This window comes from Nocardiopsis coralliicola (assembly GCF_054779695.1).
The window spans coordinates 1-18,603 of the sequence record NZ_BAAGXT010000035.1 but is presented as its reverse complement, the minus strand read 5'-3'; the positions used below and the strand labels follow the sequence as shown (position 1 = coordinate 18,603).

The 18,603-nt window shown below is 73.4% G+C and carries 13 protein-coding genes; 8 read left to right on the top strand and 5 right to left on the bottom strand.

Features of this window, described 5'->3' with window-relative positions; translation table 11 throughout:
- The first annotated feature begins 425 nt into the window (after positions 1-425).
- From galE to guaA, 3 genes are all read left to right on the top strand, one after another.
- A complete protein-coding gene (gene galE / locus ACYVGT_RS20670) occupies positions 426-1,448 on the top strand; it encodes a UDP-glucose 4-epimerase GalE (protein WP_460860986.1) in 1,023 nt (340 codons plus the stop codon).
- 34 nt (positions 1,449-1,482) lie between these two features.
- Positions 1,483-3,060 carry a succinic semialdehyde dehydrogenase gene (locus ACYVGT_RS20665; protein WP_460860984.1) on the top strand — a complete coding sequence of 526 codons (1,578 nt, stop codon included), beginning with the start codon at positions 1,483-1,485 and terminating at the stop codon, positions 3,058-3,060.
- Positions 3,061-3,231: 171 nt separating this feature from the next.
- Complete coding sequence (guaA, locus tag ACYVGT_RS20660; protein ID WP_460860981.1) at positions 3,232-4,815, top strand: glutamine-hydrolyzing GMP synthase; 1,584 nt, start codon at positions 3,232-3,234, stop codon at positions 4,813-4,815.
- 191 nt (positions 4,816-5,006) lie between these two features.
- Here guaA and ACYVGT_RS20655 read toward each other — a convergent pair whose 3' ends face one another.
- The 3 genes from ACYVGT_RS20655 to ACYVGT_RS20645 all read right to left on the bottom strand — a co-directional run bounded on the left by ACYVGT_RS20655 (position 5,007) and on the right by ACYVGT_RS20645 (position 9,155).
- On the bottom strand, positions 5,007-7,235 hold the full coding sequence (locus ACYVGT_RS20655) for a serine/threonine protein kinase (RefSeq protein ID WP_460860979.1): 2,229 nt from the start codon (positions 7,233-7,235) through the stop codon (positions 5,007-5,009).
- Positions 7,236-7,600: 365 nt separating this feature from the next.
- A complete protein-coding gene (locus ACYVGT_RS20650) occupies positions 7,601-7,810 on the bottom strand; it encodes a hypothetical protein (RefSeq protein WP_460860976.1) in 210 nt (69 codons plus the stop codon).
- Positions 7,797-9,155 (bottom strand): PspC domain-containing protein, encoded by a 1,359-nt coding sequence (locus ACYVGT_RS20645; protein ID WP_460860974.1) that lies wholly within the window; start codon positions 9,153-9,155, stop codon positions 7,797-7,799. Before ACYVGT_RS20645 ends, ACYVGT_RS20650 begins: the two co-directional genes overlap by 14 nt.
- 505 nt (positions 9,156-9,660) lie before the next feature.
- Here ACYVGT_RS20645 and ACYVGT_RS20640 point away from each other — a divergent pair.
- From ACYVGT_RS20640 to ACYVGT_RS20630, 3 genes are all read left to right on the top strand, one after another.
- Positions 9,661-10,962 carry a sensor histidine kinase gene (locus tag ACYVGT_RS20640; protein WP_460860972.1) on the top strand — a complete coding sequence of 434 codons (1,302 nt, stop codon included), beginning with the start codon at positions 9,661-9,663 and terminating at the stop codon, positions 10,960-10,962.
- 110 nt (positions 10,963-11,072) lie between these two features.
- Positions 11,073-11,705, top strand: coding sequence for a response regulator (locus tag ACYVGT_RS20635; protein WP_460861055.1), 633 nt, complete (start codon positions 11,073-11,075; stop codon positions 11,703-11,705).
- Positions 11,706-12,552: 847 nt separating this feature from the next.
- Entirely contained in the window at positions 12,553-12,990 is a 438-nt protein-coding gene (locus tag ACYVGT_RS20630; protein ID WP_460860970.1) for a VOC family protein, read from the top strand.
- Between the two features lie 335 nt (positions 12,991-13,325).
- On the opposite strand, the gene ACYVGT_RS20625 is transcribed toward ACYVGT_RS20630, so the two are convergent.
- Positions 13,326-14,336 (bottom strand): nucleoside hydrolase, encoded by a 1,011-nt coding sequence (locus ACYVGT_RS20625; RefSeq protein WP_460860968.1) that lies wholly within the window; start codon positions 14,334-14,336, stop codon positions 13,326-13,328.
- Between the two features lie 134 nt (positions 14,337-14,470).
- On the opposite strand from ACYVGT_RS20625, the gene pcrA reads away from it, so the two are divergent.
- Positions 14,471-16,786 carry a DNA helicase PcrA gene (gene pcrA, locus ACYVGT_RS20620; protein ID WP_460860966.1) on the top strand — a complete coding sequence of 772 codons (2,316 nt, stop codon included), beginning with the start codon at positions 14,471-14,473 and terminating at the stop codon, positions 16,784-16,786.
- Positions 16,787-16,829: 43 nt separating this feature from the next.
- On the opposite strand, the gene ACYVGT_RS20615 is transcribed toward pcrA, so the two are convergent.
- A complete protein-coding gene (locus tag ACYVGT_RS20615) occupies positions 16,830-17,201 on the bottom strand; it encodes a nuclear transport factor 2 family protein (protein ID WP_460860964.1) in 372 nt (123 codons plus the stop codon).
- Between the two features lie 121 nt (positions 17,202-17,322).
- Between ACYVGT_RS20615 and ACYVGT_RS20610 the strand changes: the two genes are divergently transcribed.
- Complete coding sequence (locus tag ACYVGT_RS20610; RefSeq protein WP_460860962.1) at positions 17,323-18,165, top strand: helix-turn-helix domain-containing protein; 843 nt, start codon at positions 17,323-17,325, stop codon at positions 18,163-18,165.
- Positions 18,166-18,603: the final 438 nt, after the last annotated feature.

The following is an 18,603-nucleotide window of genomic DNA, read 5'->3' as shown; positions in this document are numbered from 1 at the left end:
TCAGATGCGGCCACGATCAAGTCATCTACCATCGCGAACCGGTAACGCTTATGCTTCACTGCAGGTCGGCTCTTGTCGCCCCCGCGAGCGCGGGGATGGACCGATCTGGCGCGGGGATGAGTTCGAGTACGCCACGTCGCCCCCGCGAGCGCGGGGATGGACCGATTTGCTGCTGGATGTCGGCGATGCCGCCCGGGTCGCCCCCGCGCCTGCGGGGATGGCCCCCCGAGCCGCAGCAGCATCGTCGCGACCCGGCCCCGCGGAGCGGGGAAGCACGGACCGGCGGCGCCCCCGCCAGCGCCGGCAGCCTGGCAGCCGCCCCGCGGAAGCGCGCTGCCCAGGGCGCATAGGCTGGGGGTGTCAGGGCCGCGGCCCTGCGCACTTCCCGGTGGCGGCCGGGGAGGCCGCGTCGAAAGAGGAGTGCAGTGAAGGTCCTGCTGACCGGCGGAGCCGGCTACATCGGCACGCACACCGCCGTGGCGCTGGCCGAGGCCGGGCATCAGCCCGTGGTGCTCGACCTGCTGGACAACGGCAGCGACGAGGCGGTGCGCCGGGCCGAGCGGATCACCGGGGCCGAGATCCCGCTCTACGCCGGCGACTGCGCCGACCGGGAGCTGCTCGACCGCGTCTTCGCCGAGCAGGCGATCGACGCCGTGGTGCACTGCGCCGGGCTCAAGGCCGTCGGCGAGTCCACCGAGCAGCCGCTGCGCTACTACCGGACCAACCTCGACGCGCTGCTCACCCTGCTGGAGGCGATGGGCGCGCACGGCGTGCACGGGCTCGTCTTCAGCTCCTCGGCGACCGTCTACGGCGACCCGGCCACCGTCCCCATCACCGAGGACATGCCGCTGTCGGCCACCAACCCCTACGGCGCAACCAAGCTCTTCGCCGAGCGGATCCTCGCCGACGCCGCGGCCGCCGACGGCCGGCTCAGCGCGATCTCGCTGCGCTACTTCAACCCGATCGGCGCCCACCCCAGCGGCCTCATCGGCGAGGACCCGGCCGGGGTGCCCGCCAACCTGTTCCCGTTCATCGCCCAGGCCGCCGCCGGCCGCCGCGGCGCACTCACCGTCTTCGGCGACGACTACCCGACGCCCGACGGCACCGGAGTCCGCGACTACCTGCACGTCACCGACCTCGCCCGCGGCCATGTCGCCGCCCTCGAGCACCTGCGCGACGCGCCCGGGCACCGCGCCTACAACCTCGGGACCGGCGAGGGAACCTCCGTCTTCCAGGCGATCCGCGCGTTCGAGCAGGCCACCGGGGTCACCGTGCCCTACACCGTGGCCGGCCGCCGGCCCGGCGACATCGCCGTCTGCTACGCCGACCCGGCGGCCGCCCGCCGCGACCTCGGCTTCACCGCCAAGCACACCATCGCCGAAGCCTGCGCCGACGCGTGGCGGTGGCAGACCGAGAACCCGGACGGCTACCGCGTTACCCGCCGGTAGTCACGCCATCGCCGCTGAACTAGGGTCGGTCGGTATGGGAAACGCCACAGACACCTCCCCGCTGCGGGACCGCGTCCCCGACGCGGCGACCGTCGCCCGGCTCACCGGCCGTGTCGCGTCCGACTCCAAGAAGACCGCCGAGACCACCGCGCCGTTCACCGGCGACGTCCTCGCTGAACTCCCCCAATCGACCGCCGCCGACGTCGCCGCCGCGTTCGACCGGGCCCGCGCCGCCCAGCAGTCCTGGGCCAAGCGCTCGCCGGCCGACCGCGCCGCCGTGTTCCTCCGCTTCCACGACCTCGTCCTGGACCGCCAGGCCGAGATCCTCGACATCATCCAGCTGGAGACGGGCAAGGCCCGCCGGCACGCCTTCGAAGAGGTCTACGACGCCGCGGCCGGCCCGCTCCACTACGCGCGCCTGGCCCCCAAGCTGCTCGGCCGGCGCCGCGTGCCGGGCGCCATCCCCGGCGCCACCCGCGCCTACACCAACCACCAGCCCAAGGGCGCGGTCAGCGTCATCACGCCCTGGAACTACCCGCTGGCGCTGCCGGTCAGCGACGCCGTGCCCGCCCTGCTCGCCGGCAACGCCGTCGTCGCCAAGCCCGACACCCAGACCGCGCTCACCGCGCTGTGGGCGATCGACCTCGCGATCGAGGCCGGGCTGCCCGAAGACCTGTGGATCCCGGTGCTCGGCACGCCCGCCGACATCGGCGACGCCCTCGTCGACCACGCCGACTACGTCGCGTTCACCGGCTCCACCGCCGCCGGAGCCGGCATCGCCCAGCGCGCCGCGGCCCGGCTGGTCGGCTGCTCCGCCGAACTCGGCGGCAAGAACCCGATGGTCGTGTGCGACGACGCCGACGTCGAGCGCACCGTCGAGGGCGCCATCCGCGCCTGCTTCAGCAACGCCGGCCAGCTCTGCATCTCCGCCGAGCGGATCTACGTGCACGAGGGCATCTGGGACCGGTTCGTGCCCGCGTTCACCGAGGCCGTCGCCGCCATGAAGCTCGGCACGGCGCTGGACTACACCCCCGAGATGGGTTCGCTCACCCTGCAGCGCCAGTTCGACCTGGTGTCGCAGCACGTCGAGGACGCCCGCGACAAGGGCGCCGAGATCCTCACCGGCGGCCGGCCCCGCCCCGACCTCGGCCCGCTCTTCTACGAGCCCACCCTGATGACCGGCGTGCAGCCGGTGATGAGCGCCTGCGAAGGCGAGACGTTCGGCCCCGTCGTCTCGCTCTACCGGTACTCGACCGACGAAGAGGCCGTCCGGCACGCCAACGACACCGACTACGGCCTCAACGCCAGCGTGTGGACCCGCGATACCGCGCGCGGCCGCCGCATCGCCGAGCAGATCCGCGCCGGCACCGTGAACATCAACGAGGGCTTCGCCGCCGCCTGGGCCAGCTACGGCGGCCCGATGGGCGGCATGAAGAAGTCGGGCCTGGGCCGCCGGCACGGCACCGAGGGCCTGACCCGGTTCACCGAGCCGCAGACCGTTGCCAGCCAGCACTTCATCGGCTTCGGCGGCCCGCCCGGTATGGACTACGCCACGACCGCCAAGCTCATGGCCACCGGCGCCCGCCTCATGAAGCGCTTCCGCATCCGCTGAATCCGCTGACGGGCCGCCCCGGGCCGTCCCCTCCCGGGGCTCCGCAGCGCCGTTCCGCCGCCCCGCCGCCGCACCGCGGGCCCAGCCCGCCTCACGGCGAGAGGGCCCACCACCTTCCTGACAGCCCTAGACTTGTGAAGTCTCACCTCTAACCTGCGGGAAGGCCGATCCGTGTCCCTTGACGGTGCTGGCGACAGCACGTTCGACACCGTTCTCGTCGTCGACTTCGGCGCGCAGTACGCGCAGCTGATCGCGCGGCGGGTCCGCGAATTGCACGTCTTCAGCGAGATCGTGCCCTCGACGATGCCCGTCGAGGAGATGCTCGCCAAGAAGCCCAAGGCCATCATCCTGTCCGGGGGGCCCTCGTCGGTGTACGCCGACGGCGCACCGCAGGCGCCCGCGGGCCTGTTCGAGACCGGGGTGCCCACGTTCGGCATCTGCTACGGCTTCCAGGCGATGGTCTCGGCGCTGGGCGGCACCGTCGCCAAGACCGGACTGAGCGAGTTCGGCCGCACTGACGCCAGCATCGGCACCGACTCGGTCCTGTTCGCCGGACTGCCCGGCGCCCAGTCGGTGTGGATGTCGCACGGCGACTCCGTCACCGAGGCGCCCGCGGGATTCCGCACGATCGGCTCCACCGAGGGCGCGCCCGTCGCCGCCATCGAGGACACCGGCCGCGGCCTGTTCGGCGTCCAATTCCACCCCGAGGTGCTGCACACCGAGCACGGCCAGGACGTGCTGCGCCGCTTCCTGTACGAGGGAGCCGGCTGCCGGCCCACCTGGACCATGGTCAACATCGTCGACGAGCAGGTGGAGCGCATCCGCGCCGAGGTCGGTGCGAAGAGCGCGATCTGCGCGCTGAGCGGCGGTGTGGACTCCGCGGTCGCCGGCGCGCTCGTGCAGCGCGCCATCGGTGAGCAGCTGACCTGCGTCTTCGTTGACCACGGCCTGCTCCGCAAGGGCGAGGCCGAGCAGGTGGAGAAGGACTTCGTCGCCGCCACCGGCGCGAAGCTCAAGGTGGTCGACGCCCAGGACCAGTTCCTCGGCGCGCTCGCCGGGGTCTCCGACCCCGAGGAGAAGCGGAAGATCATCGGCCGCGAGTTCATCCGCTCCTTCGAGGCGGCCGCCCGCGAGGTCGTCGCCGAGTCGGGCAGCGGCGAGGACGTCGAGTTCCTCGTCCAGGGCACCCTCTACCCGGACGTCGTCGAGTCGGGCGGCGGCACCGGCACCGCCAACATCAAGTCGCACCACAACGTCGGCGGACTGCCGGACGACCTGAAGTTCAGCCTGGTCGAGCCGCTGCGCGAGCTGTTCAAGGACGAGGTGCGCCGGGTCGGCGAGGAGCTGGGCCTGCCCGCCGAGATGGTGTGGCGCCAGCCGTTCCCCGGCCCCGGCCTGGGCATCCGCATCATCGGCGAGGTCACCCGGGACCGCCTGGACCTCCTCCGCGAGGCCGACGCGATCGCCCGCGAGGAGCTGTCCCGCGCCGGACTGGACCGCGACATCTGGCAGTGCCCGGTGGTGCTGCTGGCCGACGTCCGCTCGGTCGGCGTGCAGGGCGACGGCCGCACCTACGGCCACCCGGTCGTGCTCCGACCCGTCTCCAGCGAGGACGCCATGACCGCCGACTGGTCCCGGCTGCCCTACGACGTCCTGGCCCGCATCTCCAACCGCATCACCAACGAGGTCCGCGAGATCAACCGCGTCACCCTCGACGTCACGAGCAAGCCCCCGGGCACCATCGAGTGGGAGTAGCAGCGCACTGAGGGCGGCCGCGGAACACCGCGGCCGCCCTCAGCCGTTGCTGCGGGCCGCTCCGGCCGGTGCACCAGGGCGTTGGATCGGCAGCCCGGGCGGAGCCGGCGGCTGCTCCGGGAGGAGCCCGTACTGGTGCGGGCCAACCCGCGCGCTGCGCGCCAGCGTGCCGCTCCGGTTTCCGCCGGACTTCACGCGGAGGGCAGCAGAGCGGCGCCCTCGGTGGGCTCTGCGGGGTTGAAGCAGCTGACCGGCGCGGGGCCATAGGTCTCGCCCATGGCGTTGGGGCGTGCCGAGCCGCACTGCCAATTGTCGCCCCCGGACAGGGCGTTGCCGTCCAGTTCTTCCGGAGGCTGGTCGATGTAGAACTCCATCTCGGAGCGCGCCGTCGCGCAGTCGACCTCCGGCGACGTGGTGAGCAGCACCGGCGAGCCGTCGCCGTACTCGACGGTTCCGCAGTTCCACCGGTCGAGCTCGCCGTCGAAACCCGTGTAGGTCCATGTCGTCGTCGGGTCGAAGTCCTCGCCCTGGAGCGGCGCGTCGGGCTGAGGGCTCTGGCTCGCACCCTCCGCATCCTCCGGGGTGAAGTCGAGGCGCAGCGGGGTGCCGTCGTCGGCGACCCACAGGGAGAACGTCATCGGCATCGGGTCAGAGCGATTGAAGCCATGGGCCAGCGTGCCGGTATAGCTGCCTTCGATCCGGCGCGCCTCCGCGCCATCCACCTCGGTGGGTGCGTCGCCGGTGACCTCCATGGTCTCCGCGATCTCCTCGAACGGGGCGACGACCTGGTTCCGCATGTTCTCCGGGGTGCGCTGGGAGTTCGGGTCCTCCTGGAAGTCGGTGCCGTAGGGGCGCGTGAGGATGAACTCCCGCTCGCCCGCGGCATCGACGATCTGGTCGACGGAGTCGCCGCCCCCGATCCGGTGCCACTGGTAGAAGTCCGGATCGGCCCGGAACACCCACTCGTCCGTCGGCGACGCAAGCTCCCACTCCGGGTCGTCGCCCTGGTCCTCCCGCGCCAGATAGGAGTCGGTCGTCTCGATCCGGTCGATCGCCGCCGCCACTGCCTCCTTCGGGGAGGGCGGCCCCGACGGCGAGGCCGATGCTTCCGGCTGGCCGCCGGGCCCGTCGTCGGCCAGCCCGCCGGCGGCGTACATGCCGCCCAGGCCCACGCCCGCGGTGCCGATCACGGCCGCCGACACCACCGCGGTCAGTTTTCCCGCGCCGATGGTGCCGAGCGACGCGGCGCCGCCGACTCCGCCGGTCGACGCGGTGGCCGCGGCGCCCGCCCCGGCGGAACCGCCCGCCGTGCCCGCCGCCGCAACACCCGCCGCCGCCGTCTCGGCCGCGATGTCGGCGGCCGCGTCGCCGAGCGCGCCTCCGGGGTCGGGCGGGGCACCGGCGGCATCCGCGGGGCCCGATGCCGCACCGTCGCCCGGCGGGGCCGGCTCCAGGGCGTCCGCCCACGCACCCGGGTCGTGCCCGGTGGAGCCGAACCCGGTCCAGGTGCGCGACAGCAGGCTCTGCAGCCGGCTCTGCAGGTCGGGGGTCGGGATCGCGCTGATGTCCTCGTCCAGCGTGAAGTCGACGAGCCCGCGGTAGATCGACTCGGCGTCCGGGCGGGCGGCCGGGTCCTTCGCGAGTGCGGCGCGCAGCATCGGCACCAGCCCGGCCGGCGCGCCGTCGAGGTCGGCCTCCTCTTCACGCGAACGGCGGGTGCGCTCCCCGGTGTCGCCGGTGCCGAACGGGGCCCGCCCGGTCGCCGCGAAGGCGACGACCGCGGCCCACGAGAAGACGTCGGAGGAGGGGGCCGGCGCGGCGCCGTCGTAGCGCTCCGGCGCGAGCCAGCCCGGGGACCCGAACAGGGGTGCGCCCGGCCGCGCGGCAGCGGCCGCGGGCTCGGCCACCCCGAAGTCGACGAGCTTCGGTCCGTCCGGGGCGAGGATCACGTTGCCCGGCTTGATGTCGCAGTGCACCACACCGGCGGCGTGCACCGCGGTCAGAGCCTCGGCCAGGCCGGCCGCGAACGCGGTGAGCTGGTCGCCGCTGAACGTCCCGCCGCCGCGGATGTGCGCTTCGAGGGTGGGGCCGGGTACGTAGGAGGTGGCCAGCCACGGCACCGGCGCATCGGCCGCGGCGCCGATCACCGCAGGCGTGCAGACTCCGCCGACCCGCCGCACGGCTTCGATCTCGCGGGCGAACGCGGTGCGGAAGTCGGGGTCGTCGGCGAACTGGGGGGCGACCGCCTTGACCGCGATGCAGGCCCCCGACCCGTCCAGCGCGCCGAAGACGGTGCCCATGCCGCCCTGCCCGATCCGGCCCGCGATCCGGAACGGGCCGATCTGCCGCGGATCCGATGCCAGCAGCGGGCGTAGGGCGGAGGGGACGGGCGCCCCGGTCGAGTCGCTGCCCGAAGCCATGCGGATCTTCTTTCTTCACGGGGTGTTGGGGAGTGCCGCAGAGATCCTAACGAGCCCGCGGTGCTCCCCGCCGCCATCCGCGGAACAGGATCGGACAGTCCCTCTTCGACCTGCGGATATCCCGGGAATTCGGGATCACCCGTCCGTTGCTGGGCGTACCGGGGCGGCGACGCACAGCAGGGGAGTGGACGCACGTGTCGGGAGGCGCCACCGCGGAGTGGCTGCTAACCCCACTCGGGGGCCGGGCCTGCAGTGCAGCTCTGCCGGGAAGGGTGTGCGGCGGCCGCACCTCGTCGCCGGCGCGTGCACCTCCAACACCGCCGGCCGGGGCAGCGCCCGCCGGCGGGCACAGCGAGCGCGCCGTGTCAGCCCTCGATGCTGTTGGTGCCGCGGTCGCGGGAGCGCATCAGGGCGCGCGCGACGCCGATCAGGCCCAGGCCGATGGCGAGCACCGGGACCAGCCAGAGCAGCCCGACGTCCCAGCCTCCGGTGCCGCGCAGCACGAAGGCCGCTCCGATCAGGATGAACAGGAGCCCTGCAACGAGCGACGCCCAGTCCGCACTATGCCGCTTCACGCTGCACCTCCATGTCGCCGACGCCGGTCGAGAGCTCGATCCGCAGGACGGGCGGAACCCGGTCGCCGTCCGCGCTGCCGGCCGGTACCGGCGCGAACTCCTCTCGGACGCTCAGGTTGGGGCCGGACCGCTCCCACCCGTCGGCGGTGATCGCGCCGAACCCCGTGCGGCCGCTCAGCTCGACGTGGGCACTGCGCGGCACGATCACCTCGATCGTCCCGACGCTCACCCCGGCCGCCACCGGCACCGTCTCGCCGGCGTGCAGGTCCAGCTCCGTCAGGTCGAGCGTCGCCGATCCGATGGCGACCCGGTGCTCCCGGGCGGCCTCGGCGGCGTCCGCTGGCCGCCACACCCGGTCGCCGAACCGTGCCGACGGCAGGTCGGTGGTGGCCGCGATGCTGGCCGCCAGTACGGCGACCAGCCCGAACACGACAAGGCCGCGCGGGTCGCCGAACCACGTCCCCAGCGCCAGCGCCAGTCCGATGATCACGGTCACGCCCCCCAGGTACACCTGCCCCTGCGCCGGGCCGACCAGCGCCGCCGCCGATACTTCGCCCGCCGCCAGCAGCGCGACCCCGGCCGCGGCGACCGAGAGCCACACGACCGGCGACAGCAGCCGCATGCCCCGGTTCGGCCGCGCCCTCTTCGGCTTCAGGGACTCCGGAGACTTCCACGCCCGCGGCGGGAGGTAGGCCATCGGCCGACGGCGGGCGCAGCCGGTGCCGGTCCCGCCGCCGCCCTGCTCCTCGTCCTGCTCCGCCGCGGAGTCCTCCTCCGCCGCCTCGGCGGCGGGGGAGGAACGGGAGCCGCTCACCACCGCCAGGTCCACCGGTCCGCTCGGTGCCTGCGCCCAGGGCTGCGCCGGGTTGTAATAGGACGGCGCCGGCTCGGGCGTCGGCGCAGCAGGCGGCGGGCTGTGCGTCCGCAGCAGCGACGGCAGCTCCCGGAACGCCGCCTGCAGGTCCACGCCGCGGTTGCGCGCCGACAGCACGCCCACGATCAGCGGCGTGGCCATGACGAGCGTCCCCCAGCTGAAGCCGCCCACCAGGCTCAGCGCCGTGAGGAGCGCCGTGGCCGCTGCCAGCAGCGGCAGCACCGCCCGCGGCGGGATAGTCCGGTTGAGCAGCTGCTCGAACATCGCCGGGCCGCCGGTGGTGTCGCGCATGGTCAGCCACGCGCCCACGTAGAGCAGCACCCCCGCGCCGCCGGCCAGCCCGGTCAGCGCGAACGCCACGCGCCACAGCACCGGATCGGTGCCGGTGGAGCGGCCCAGTCCGGTGCAGACTCCGGTCAGCACACCCCGTTCGGAGTCGCGGACCAGCGTCGGCTGCTGCTCGTCATCCACGGGCGGTCCTCACTGCCTCCGTCGGCCGGCTGCGCCGCCCCCCGCGTGCGGGAGCGCCTCCGCCGAGCGTAGGACCGACGGAGCGGAACACGGACCGCCCGCACCGCTCGCGGCGCGCCGCGAGGGCCGTCCAAGCGGGCGGCCCGGGCAGCCCGCTGCGCCCGCCTGCCCCGACCGGCCGGTGCGCTGCACGCCCCGCACGGGCGGCTGCCACCGGTACGGCGATCGCGGGCGCTGGCACCGTCGGGCTCCTTCCGTCCGCTTCGGCCGGCCCGTCGGATGACCGGGACCGGCTGCGTGCGCCGCGGGTGCGGCACGCTTCCATCGTGGCCCGCCACCAGGCCCGGCGCCCATCGGGGACGTCCCTGAGCCCACCCTGACCCGCCCCGCGCGGCGTACGGGTCGCCCCGGGGCGCGCCCCTGATGCCCGATCCGCCCGGACCCGGCATGCTGGAACCCGCACCACCGATACCACCGCGGCGGACCGGACGGAGAGCACGACACGATGGCCGATACGGCAGCGGCCGAGGACGCCCCGCGCCTCCACCGCGTGCGCGAGGGCCGGCTCCTCGGCGGAGTCGGCGGCGGCATCGCCCGCCACCTCGGGATCGACCCCGTGGTGGCGCGCCTGGCGCTGCTGGCGCTGAGCCTGGGCGGCGTCGGCATCGCCGTCTACGTGGGGCTGCTCTTCTTCGTCCCGGTCGACGACACGGACGGCAGCGGCCCGGGCCCGCTGCCCGGCACCGCGCGGAGGGCGGCGGGCGCCGAGGCCGGCCCGGACGGCTCCGCGGCGCATTCCGCGGGCGCCGCCGCCGACGGCCCCGACGGTGACCGGCGCAACGGCCGCGACCTCACCCAGATCCTCGCCTACACCGCGCTGGCCTGCGGGTTCGGCGTGCTCTTCCTGATCTTCGGCGGCCTGTTCGACCCGCTGCTCTGGTTCCTCGTATTCGGCGCCATCGGCGCCGCCATCCTCTGGCAGCAGGCCAACCCCGCCCAGCGCGACGAATGGGTGTCGGCGACCGCAGTACGGGGCCGGAAGGCGTGGCTGCGCGCCGGCGCCGGAGTGCTGCTGATCATCATCGGCGTCGTCGGCTTCCTCGGCTTCCAGCAGCAGTTGCACGAGGCGCGCGGGGGACTCACGTTCGCCCTGGCGATGCTGGCCGGAATCGGCCTTATCGGCGCCCCGTGGATCGTCGGCCTGGTGCGCGAGCGCGACCGGGAGCGGCGCGAGCGGATCCGCAACCAGGAGCGCGCCGAACTCGCCGCGCACATCCACGACTCAGTGCTGCACACCCTCACCCTGATCCAGCGCCGCGCCGAGGACCCGCGCGAGGTGCAGCGCCTCGCGCGCGTCCAGGAGCGGGCCCTGCGCAGCTGGCTCTACCAGCGCCCGGCCGACGCCGAGACCACGGTGAAGGCGGCCCTGGAACGGGTGGCCGCCGAGGTCGAGGAGGCGCACGGCGTGCCCATCGACGTGGTGTGCGTCGGCGACGGCCCGATGGACGACGGTGTGCACGCGGAGCTGCGCGCGGCGCGGGAGGCCATGGTCAACGCCTCCAAGTACGCCGGCCCCGCCACCATCTCGGTGTTCGGCGAGGTCGAGCCGGAACAGGTCCTGGTCTTCGTGCGCGACCGCGGCGAGGGTTTCGATCTGGAGGCCGTTCCCGAAGACCGGATGGGCGTGCGCGGCTCGATTATCGGCCGGATGGAGCGGCACGGAGGGACCGTCCGCATCCGCACCGCCCCCGGCGAAGGCACCGAAGTGCAACTGGCGATGCCGCGTGCGCCCCAGCCCGACTCCTAGGGGTGGGTAGAGTCGCCCTGAGGCTTCGGCGGATTCGGGGAGACGGCGTGACGCACGGAAGCGATGGACACGAGGACGCGGCGGACGCCGGCGGCGAGGGCCGCAGCGGCCTGCCGCGCGTGGTGATCGTCGATGACCACCGGCTGTTCCGCAGCGGTGTGCGCCAGGAGCTCGGCGACTCCGTCGACGTGATCGGCGAGGCGCACGACGTCGACTCCGCGGTCCGGGTGGTCGGCGAACTCCAGCCCGACCTGGTCCTGCTCGACGTGCATCTGCCCGGCGGGGGCGGCGTCGAGGTGCTGCGCCGCGTCCTGGCGCGCCACCCCGACATCCGCTTCCTGGCGCTGTCGGTGTCCGACGCCGCGGAGGACGTCATCGGCGTCGTGCGCGGCGGCGCCCGCGGCTACGTCACCAAGACCATCTCCGGCACCGAGCTGGCCAACGCGATCGTGCGGGTCGCCGACGGGGACGCGGTGTTCTCGCCGCGCCTGGCCGGGTTCGTGCTGGACGCGTTCGCCGCGACCGACGCCCCGCCGGTCGACCCCGAACTGGACCGGCTGACCCAGCGCGAGCGCGAGGTCCTCCGGCTCATCGCCCGCGGCTACGCCTACAAGGAAGTCGCCAAGGGGCTGTTCATCTCCGTCAAGACGGTCGAGACCCACGTCTCCTCGGTCCTGCGCAAGCTCCAGCTCTCCAACCGCCACGAACTCAGCCGCTGGGCCACCGCCCGGAAGCTGGTCTGAGGCGCACAGGGCCGCGCCACCGGCGCAGCGCTCCATCAGCCCCGCCGTGCGCGCGGGAGCAGCAGGTCCGGATGCACCGCCGGGGACAGCGCCGCTACCAGGAGCCCCCCGCGGAAGTGCGGGGAACGCCCGCCTGTCGGTCTGCGCCGCAGGCGTCACCGCGGAGGCACCGGGCGACGTGCACGCGGCGTGTGCCGACCGCGCGAACCCGAGTCCGTCCGGGGCGCATCCGCCGGTTGGCGCGCCGGATACGGGAACAGCGGCGCGCCGGCACATCTCCGCGTGGCCGAGCGGGACGAGAGCGCAGAGCAGAACGCCCCCAAGCGCGACCGCGGCGTGGCCCATCGCCGCAGCTTCGCCGTCCCCGTGCGGATCCCCGCCGGCACGTCCAGGTGGCCGCCAGGGCGGCGGCGCCGATGAAGTGCAGACCGCCACCGGTGCCGCGAAGGGCAGAACAGCGCGCACTGTCGCCGCCGCCCGCTGCATTCGGGAACGCGGCGTCGCTCCCGCTCATCGAGGGCGTGGCGGGTGGTCCACTGCCCTGCTGCTTCTCGCCCTGGCGCGCCTCATCCCGGCGTTCTCCGCTTCTCGACAGGGAAAACCCGCCCTGACTCCCTCGTCGGCCGTGCGACGGGTGCACCGCCGGCACCGCTCGCGGCAGACGCCCTCCACCAGAAACGCCCTCGCCGATTCGCATCGCGATCCCACCGAAGGCGAAAGCCGGGCCGCCCCCTTCGGAATAGCGCCGGCGCCGCGCACCGCGCAGAAGCGCCGCATCCCCGGAAACGTCGCCCCCCGGTGGGAGGGTTCCGGCGAGCGCTGAATCCGGCGCGCAGAGAGGGAGACGATGGCCCGCGAAATCCAGTTCACGTTCGACTGCGCCGACCCCGCCGCGCTCGCGGCGTTCTGGGCCGAGGCGCTCGGCTACCGCGTCCAGGACCCGCCCGCCGGCTTCGCTACCTGGGACGAGGCCCTCGACGCGTTCGGCATCGCGCCCGAGGACCGGAACATGGCCTCGGCGGTGAACGACCCCGACGGCGCCGGCCCGCGGCTGTTCTTCCAGCGCGTCGCGGAGGGGAAGCAGGTGAAGAACCGCGTCCACCTGGACGTGCGGGCCGCCCCCGGGCTGGAGGGCGAGACCCGCATGGCCGCCCTCGAAAAGGAGGCCGAGCGTCTCACCGCCGCCGGCGCCACCCGGATCGAGCGCCACGAACCCGCACCCCCGCTGGGCGCCGGCCACATCATCATGGCCGACCCGGAGGGCAACGAGTTCTGCCTCGACTGACGCTCCGCCGCAGCTCACCGGGGGATGCGCTGCTCCGGTGAACCGCACTCCGGCGCCGCGGGCGGCCTGCGCACAGCGGGCCCCCGCACGCAAAGCCGGTGGGACGCCGGACGGGCAGAGCCCGGCGCCTGGCTCCGCCAACCCTGGATGGGACCGGCTGCACCCCGGGGCGCCGAGGCGCGCCCGTGTTCCGCCGCCGGGCCGTGCGCTGCCGGACCCGGTGGAGCAGCCCGAGCCGATGGCGGCGCCTCCGGAGCGGGCGCTCCCGAGCCTGTCCGAGCCCGCACACCCGGTGGCCGCCCCGGCTCCGAGGACTGCCGCAGCCCGTCCGCGCCCTACTGCGCCGGGTCGCGCACCGCCGGATCCGACGGGGCCGGGTGCGCCGGAGCCGGCGCGGCACTGCCGCCCAGGGCGCGGAGCATCCGCTCCAGGAAGGCGTCGTTGTCGGTCTCTCCGACGATCGTCGCGGCCCTCCGGTCCGAGGTGAGCGTGGAGGCGAACGGGCGCAGGTCCGCCAGAGTGGCGCCGCGCGTGTACTGCCCGGCCAGCTCCACGAAGACCGACCGCTCACTGCCCCGCAGTACCAGTTCGGGGTCGACCAGCACCGCCGCCGCGAGCGGGTCGTGCATGGCCGACTGCGGGCGGCCGAACACGGTCGCGTAGAAGCGGAAGTAGAAGTCCAGGAAGGCTGCGCTGCGCTGGGCCCGGTCGTCGCGCACCGCCTTCAACCGGTCCAGCCAGGGCTCGGTGGCGACCGCGCGCATGGTCACGTCCAGCGACACCAGCGTCAGATCGAACCCGGCCGCGAACACCCGGTCCGCCGCCTCCGGGTCGTTCGCCGTGTTCGCCTCCGCCCACGGCGTCACGTTCCCCGGCGCGGCCACCGCGCCGCCCATCACCACGACCCGGCGCAGCAGCGCCGGCAGCCGGGGCTCCAGCGCCAGTGCCAGCGCGACGTTGGTCAGCGGCCCCACCGCAAGCAGGTCCACCTCACCCGGGTACCGCCGCGCCACCTGCACCAGCAGCTCCGCGGCGGTCTCCGGGACGGGCGCACCGGACGGAGCGAGCAGCTCCACGTCGCCGAGCCCATTGCTGCCGTGCACCGACTCCGCCAGCCGCGGCTCCTGCACCAGCGGGCGCTCCGCGCCCCGCGCCACCGGAACGGTGGCCGCGCCGCCCGGGAGGTACAGCTCGAGCAGGCGCAGCGCGTTGTCCGTCGTGATGTCCACCGTGTTGTTGCCGAACACGGTGCCGACCCCCGCCAGCTCCACGTCCTCGCGCGCCGCCAGGTAGGCCAGCGCCAGGGCGTCGTCGATCCCGGGATCGCAGTCCACGAAGACCCGCATGCATTCCCCCTCGTTGTCGGCGCACCCGGCGCCCCGGTCGGTACGTCCCGCAGCGCGGCACCGGCGCGCAGCCGCCGGCGCCGGAATGATCCGCCATGGAGACCCGACCACGGTAGTGCGCCTAGGCTTGGAGGGTGTCCACCTCTACCTCGCTCCTCGAAGGTCTGAACGAGCCGCAGCGGGAGGCCGTCCTCCACTCCGGCTCCCCCCTGCTCATCGTGGCCGGCGCCGGATCGGGCAAGACCCGCGTCCTCACCCACCGCATCGCCTACCTGCTGGCCGAACGCGGTGTGCGCCCCGGCGAGATCCTCGCGATCACCTTCACCAACAAGGCCGCCGCCGAGATGAAGGAGCGCATCGAAGGGCTGCTCGGCAGCCGTGTCGCCAACGCGATGTGGGCCATGACGTTCCACTCCGCGTGCGTGCGTATCCTGCGCCGCGAAGCCGGGCGGCTGGGCTACCCGAGCAGCTTCACCATCTACGACGCGGCCGACGCCAAGCGGCTCATGCAGCTCGTCTGCAAGGAGCTCGACCTCGACCCGAAGCGGTTCCCGCCGAAGTCGTTCTCCGCCCAGGTGTCGAACCTCAAGAACGAGCTGGTCGACCAGGACACCTTCGCCGACCAGGCGCAGAGCGAGCAGGAGAAGAAGCTCGCCGAGGCGTACGCGCTCTACCAGCGCCGCCTGCACGAGGCCGGCGCGATGGACTTCGACGACCTGATCATGGTCACCGTCAACCTGCTGCACGCCTTCCCCGACGTCGCCGAGTACTACCGGCGCCGCTTCCGGCACGTGCTCGTGGACGAGTACCAGGACACCAACCACGCCCAGTACGCGCTGATCCGCGCCCTCGCCGGGGGCGGAGACGGCGAAGGCGGCGACAGCGCCGCCGGCGGTGCCGCCGCGACCGCGTTCCCGCCCCCGGAGCTGTGCGTGGTCGGCGATGCCGACCAGTCGATCTACGCGTTCCGCGGCGCCAGCATCCGCAACATCCTCGAATTCGAGCGCGACTACCCGCAGGCGCGGACGATCCTGCTGGAGCAGAACTACCGTTCCAGCCAGAACATCCTGAACGCCGCCAACGCGCTGATCGAGCGGAACGGCGGCCGGCCCGCCAAGAACCTCTGGTCCGAGCAGGGGATCGGGCCGATGATCACCGGCTATGTCGCCGACAACGAGCACGACGAGGCCGGCTTCGTCGTCGGCGAGATTGACCGGCTCTCCGACGAGGGCGCCGCGCGCCCCGGCGACGTCGCCGTCTTCTACCGGACCAACGCGCAGTCCCGCGTCTTCGAAGACGTCTTCATCCGCACCGGGCTGCCGTACAAGATCGTCGGCGGTGTGCGCTTCTACGAGCGCAAGGAGATCCGCGACATCCTGGCCTACCTGCGGGTGCTCGCCAACCCCGAGGACACCGTCAGCCTGCGCCGCATCATCAACGTGCCCAAGCGCGGCATCGGCGAGCGCGCCGAGGAGGCCGTCGAGCTGTTCGCCGCCCGCGAGCGCACGTCGTTCGCCCGCGCCCTCGCCCGCGTCGACGAGGCACCGGGCGTCGCCACCCGCTCGCTGAAGGCGATGCGCGAGTTCAACGCGCTGATGGACGACCTGCGCTCGCTGGTGGAGACCGCGTCGCCGTCCGAGATCGTCGAGGCGGTGCTGCACCGCACCGGCTACCTGTCCGAGCTCGCCGAGTCCAGCGACATCCAGGACGAGAGCCGGGTGGAGAACCTCGAAGAGTTCGTCGACGTGGCGCGGGAGTTCGAGAGCACGTTCACCGGATCGCTCAACGCCGACGAGGAGCCGGCCGGCGCGGAGGACGCGGAGGAGGCGGACGGCGGGCCGGCCGAGGTTCCGGAGCCCGAACTGGTCGACTTCCTCGAGCAGATCGCACTGGTGGCCGACACCGACCAGATCCCCGTCGACGGCGACGGCGTCGTCACGCTCATGACGCTGCACGCCGCGAAGGGCCTGGAATTCCCGGTCGTCTTCCTCTCCGGGATGGAGGACGGCGTCTTCCCGCACATGCGGACCCTCGGCGACAAGAACGAGCTCGAAGAGGAGCGCCGCCTCGCCTACGTCGGCATCACCCGCGCCCAGCAGCGCCTCTACCTGAGCCGCGCCGCCGTGCGCAGTGCGTGGGGCACCCCGTCGTACAACCCCGCATCCCGTTTCCTCGACGAGGTGCCCAAGGACCTGGTCGACTGGCGCCGCGCGGAGTCGTCGATGTCCAGCCTCGCCGGACCGCGACCGCGCCGGGAGCCGCCCCGGCGCGCACCGTCGGCCGCACCCACGCTGAACGTCGGCGACAAGGTCAACCACGACTCCTTCGGGATGGGCACCGTGCTCCTCGTCGACGGCGCCGGCGACAAGACCAAGGCCCGCATCGACTTCGGCGCCGACATCGGCGAGAAGGACTTCCTGGTCAAGTTCGCCCCGATCGAGAAGCTGTAGGCGCGCGGGCGCGGCCGGCACGGTGCCGGCCGCGCCCGCCGCGTCACTCGTGGGCGTCCGGGTCGAACCCCTCCGGGGCCCTGTCGAGGAACACCGTGGCGGAGCGGACCCGCCCGTCCCCGGAGACGGCCAGGACGTCGGTCCCGGTCGCGAACTCCTCGCCGTCCAGCGACAGGGCCCAGCGCAGCCGAATCCGGTCGTGGTGGCTCTCGGGCTCCTCCCGGGCGGAGAACCGCGGCCGCGGCTGGTGTTCGGCGAACTGCGCCGCGAACTCCGCGAGCGCTGCGCGGCCCGCGAAGACGCCGAGCGGCGCGACGTACTCCGCATCCTCGGTGAACGCCGCCGCTGCCCGGTCAGCGCGCTGTCCGGCGTCGGCGTTCCAGAACCCGACGTACCGCTCGATGGTGTCGCTCATGGCGGACCCCCTTCTCCAGCTGCGGCACCGTGCCGCGGTCCCTACCCTCCGCCGGCACGCGCAGGAGGACGACTACGTGCGGGGTAATGGACGCCCTGCAGCAGGCGCCTACCGTTGTGCCATGGCGACCAACGGCACCGGAGGCGGCGTGGGCGGGGCGGGAAGCAGCGCAGACCCGGGCAGCGCGGCCGGCGCCGGGGAGCTTCTGCGCACCTGGCGGCAGCGGAGCAGGCGCTCGCAGCTGGACGTGGCGCTGGCCGCGGGCATCTCGGCCCGGCATCTGAGCTTCCTGGAGACCGGGCGGGCGCGGCCGAGCGGCGCGATGATCGAGCGCCTCTCCGGCGAGCTGCAGATCCCGCTGCGTGCTCGGAACCGGCTGCACCTCGCAGCGGGGCTGGCGCCCGCCCACCCCGAACGCGACGTCGCCGACCTCGGCTCTGCGCTGCACGCGATGGAAGCGGTACTGGCGGCGTTCGATCCGCACCCGGCGCTGGCGGTGGACGCCGGATGGGACCTGGTCTCGGCCAACCGCGCGGCCGGGGCGCTCTTCAGCGGACTGCCGGCGGACCTCATGGAGCCGCCCGCCAACGTGCTGCGCCTGACCTTCCACCCGGCCGGCCTGGCGCCGCGGATCAGGAACTTCGGGCAGTGGCGGGCCCACACGCTCGGCCGAGTGGCCCGCCAGTACGAGCGGACCGGGGATCCCCGGCTTCAGGCGCTGTACGCGGAGCTCGTCCGCTACCCGGGGGCGCCAGGGGTCGATGACGCCCGGCTGCCGCCGAACGAGGTGGCCGTACCCTTGCGGCTCGCAAGCGAACACGGCGACCTGGCGTTCCTCTACACGGCCACGGTCTTCGGCGCTCCGCGCGACGTGACTCTGGAGGAGATCGCCATCGAGGCGTTCTTCCCGGCGGACGAGGCGACCGCGGAGGCGCTCCGGATTGCCGGCCGCGCTCTGGTCTAGGCACCGGGCGCGGGCGTCCGGCGGCTCGGCTCGGAAACTTCCGGCACGAGCAGTCGGAGGAGGCTGTAAGCTGGGAACACCGGAAGGGCGCGGGAATCCGCGGCCGGACGGCCCCGCTCTGACGGACGGCGCGAGCACTCGCGGCGGCACGGTAGAGTGGAACCACTCCCGGAAAACGATCTGGATCTTGACGGGTCGGAGTTCGTGAGTAAGATAGAAGGGTTGGCCTTCAGCCGGGAGATTTGGTAAGCTCCAAGGCGAAGGGGTCAGCCCCTCGAAATAAAGGCACGGCCCCGTCTGGGGCGGAAAGCCTTCTGCGGAATTGCCGCCCTTGCCGAAGAGTCTCGGATCATCCGAGTTCGTATGCGGTGAGCGGTTGTTTCTTGAGAACTCAACAGCGCGTGTTCAATACTTTATGATGCCATGTTTGTTTTGGCC

Bases quoted from the DNA above. Each gene is read 5' to 3' on its own strand.
- ACYVGT_RS20665 (WP_460860984.1), top strand. From the start codon at position 1,483: ATGGGAAACGCCACAGACACCTCCCCGCTGCGGGACCGCGTCCCCGAC.
- ACYVGT_RS20655 (WP_460860979.1), bottom strand. From the start codon at position 7,235: ATGGCTTCGGGCAGCGACTCGACCGGGGCGCCCGTCCCCTCCGCCCTA.
- ACYVGT_RS20640 (WP_460860972.1), top strand. From the start codon at position 9,661: ATGGCCGATACGGCAGCGGCCGAGGACGCCCCGCGCCTCCACCGCGTG.
- ACYVGT_RS20630 (WP_460860970.1), top strand. From the start codon at position 12,553: ATGGCCCGCGAAATCCAGTTCACGTTCGACTGCGCCGACCCCGCCGCG.
- ACYVGT_RS20625 (WP_460860968.1), bottom strand. From the start codon at position 14,336: ATGCGGGTCTTCGTGGACTGCGATCCCGGGATCGACGACGCCCTGGCG.
- ACYVGT_RS20615 (WP_460860964.1), bottom strand. From the start codon at position 17,201: ATGAGCGACACCATCGAGCGGTACGTCGGGTTCTGGAACGCCGACGCC.
- ACYVGT_RS20610 (WP_460860962.1), top strand. From the start codon at position 17,323: ATGGCGACCAACGGCACCGGAGGCGGCGTGGGCGGGGCGGGAAGCAGC.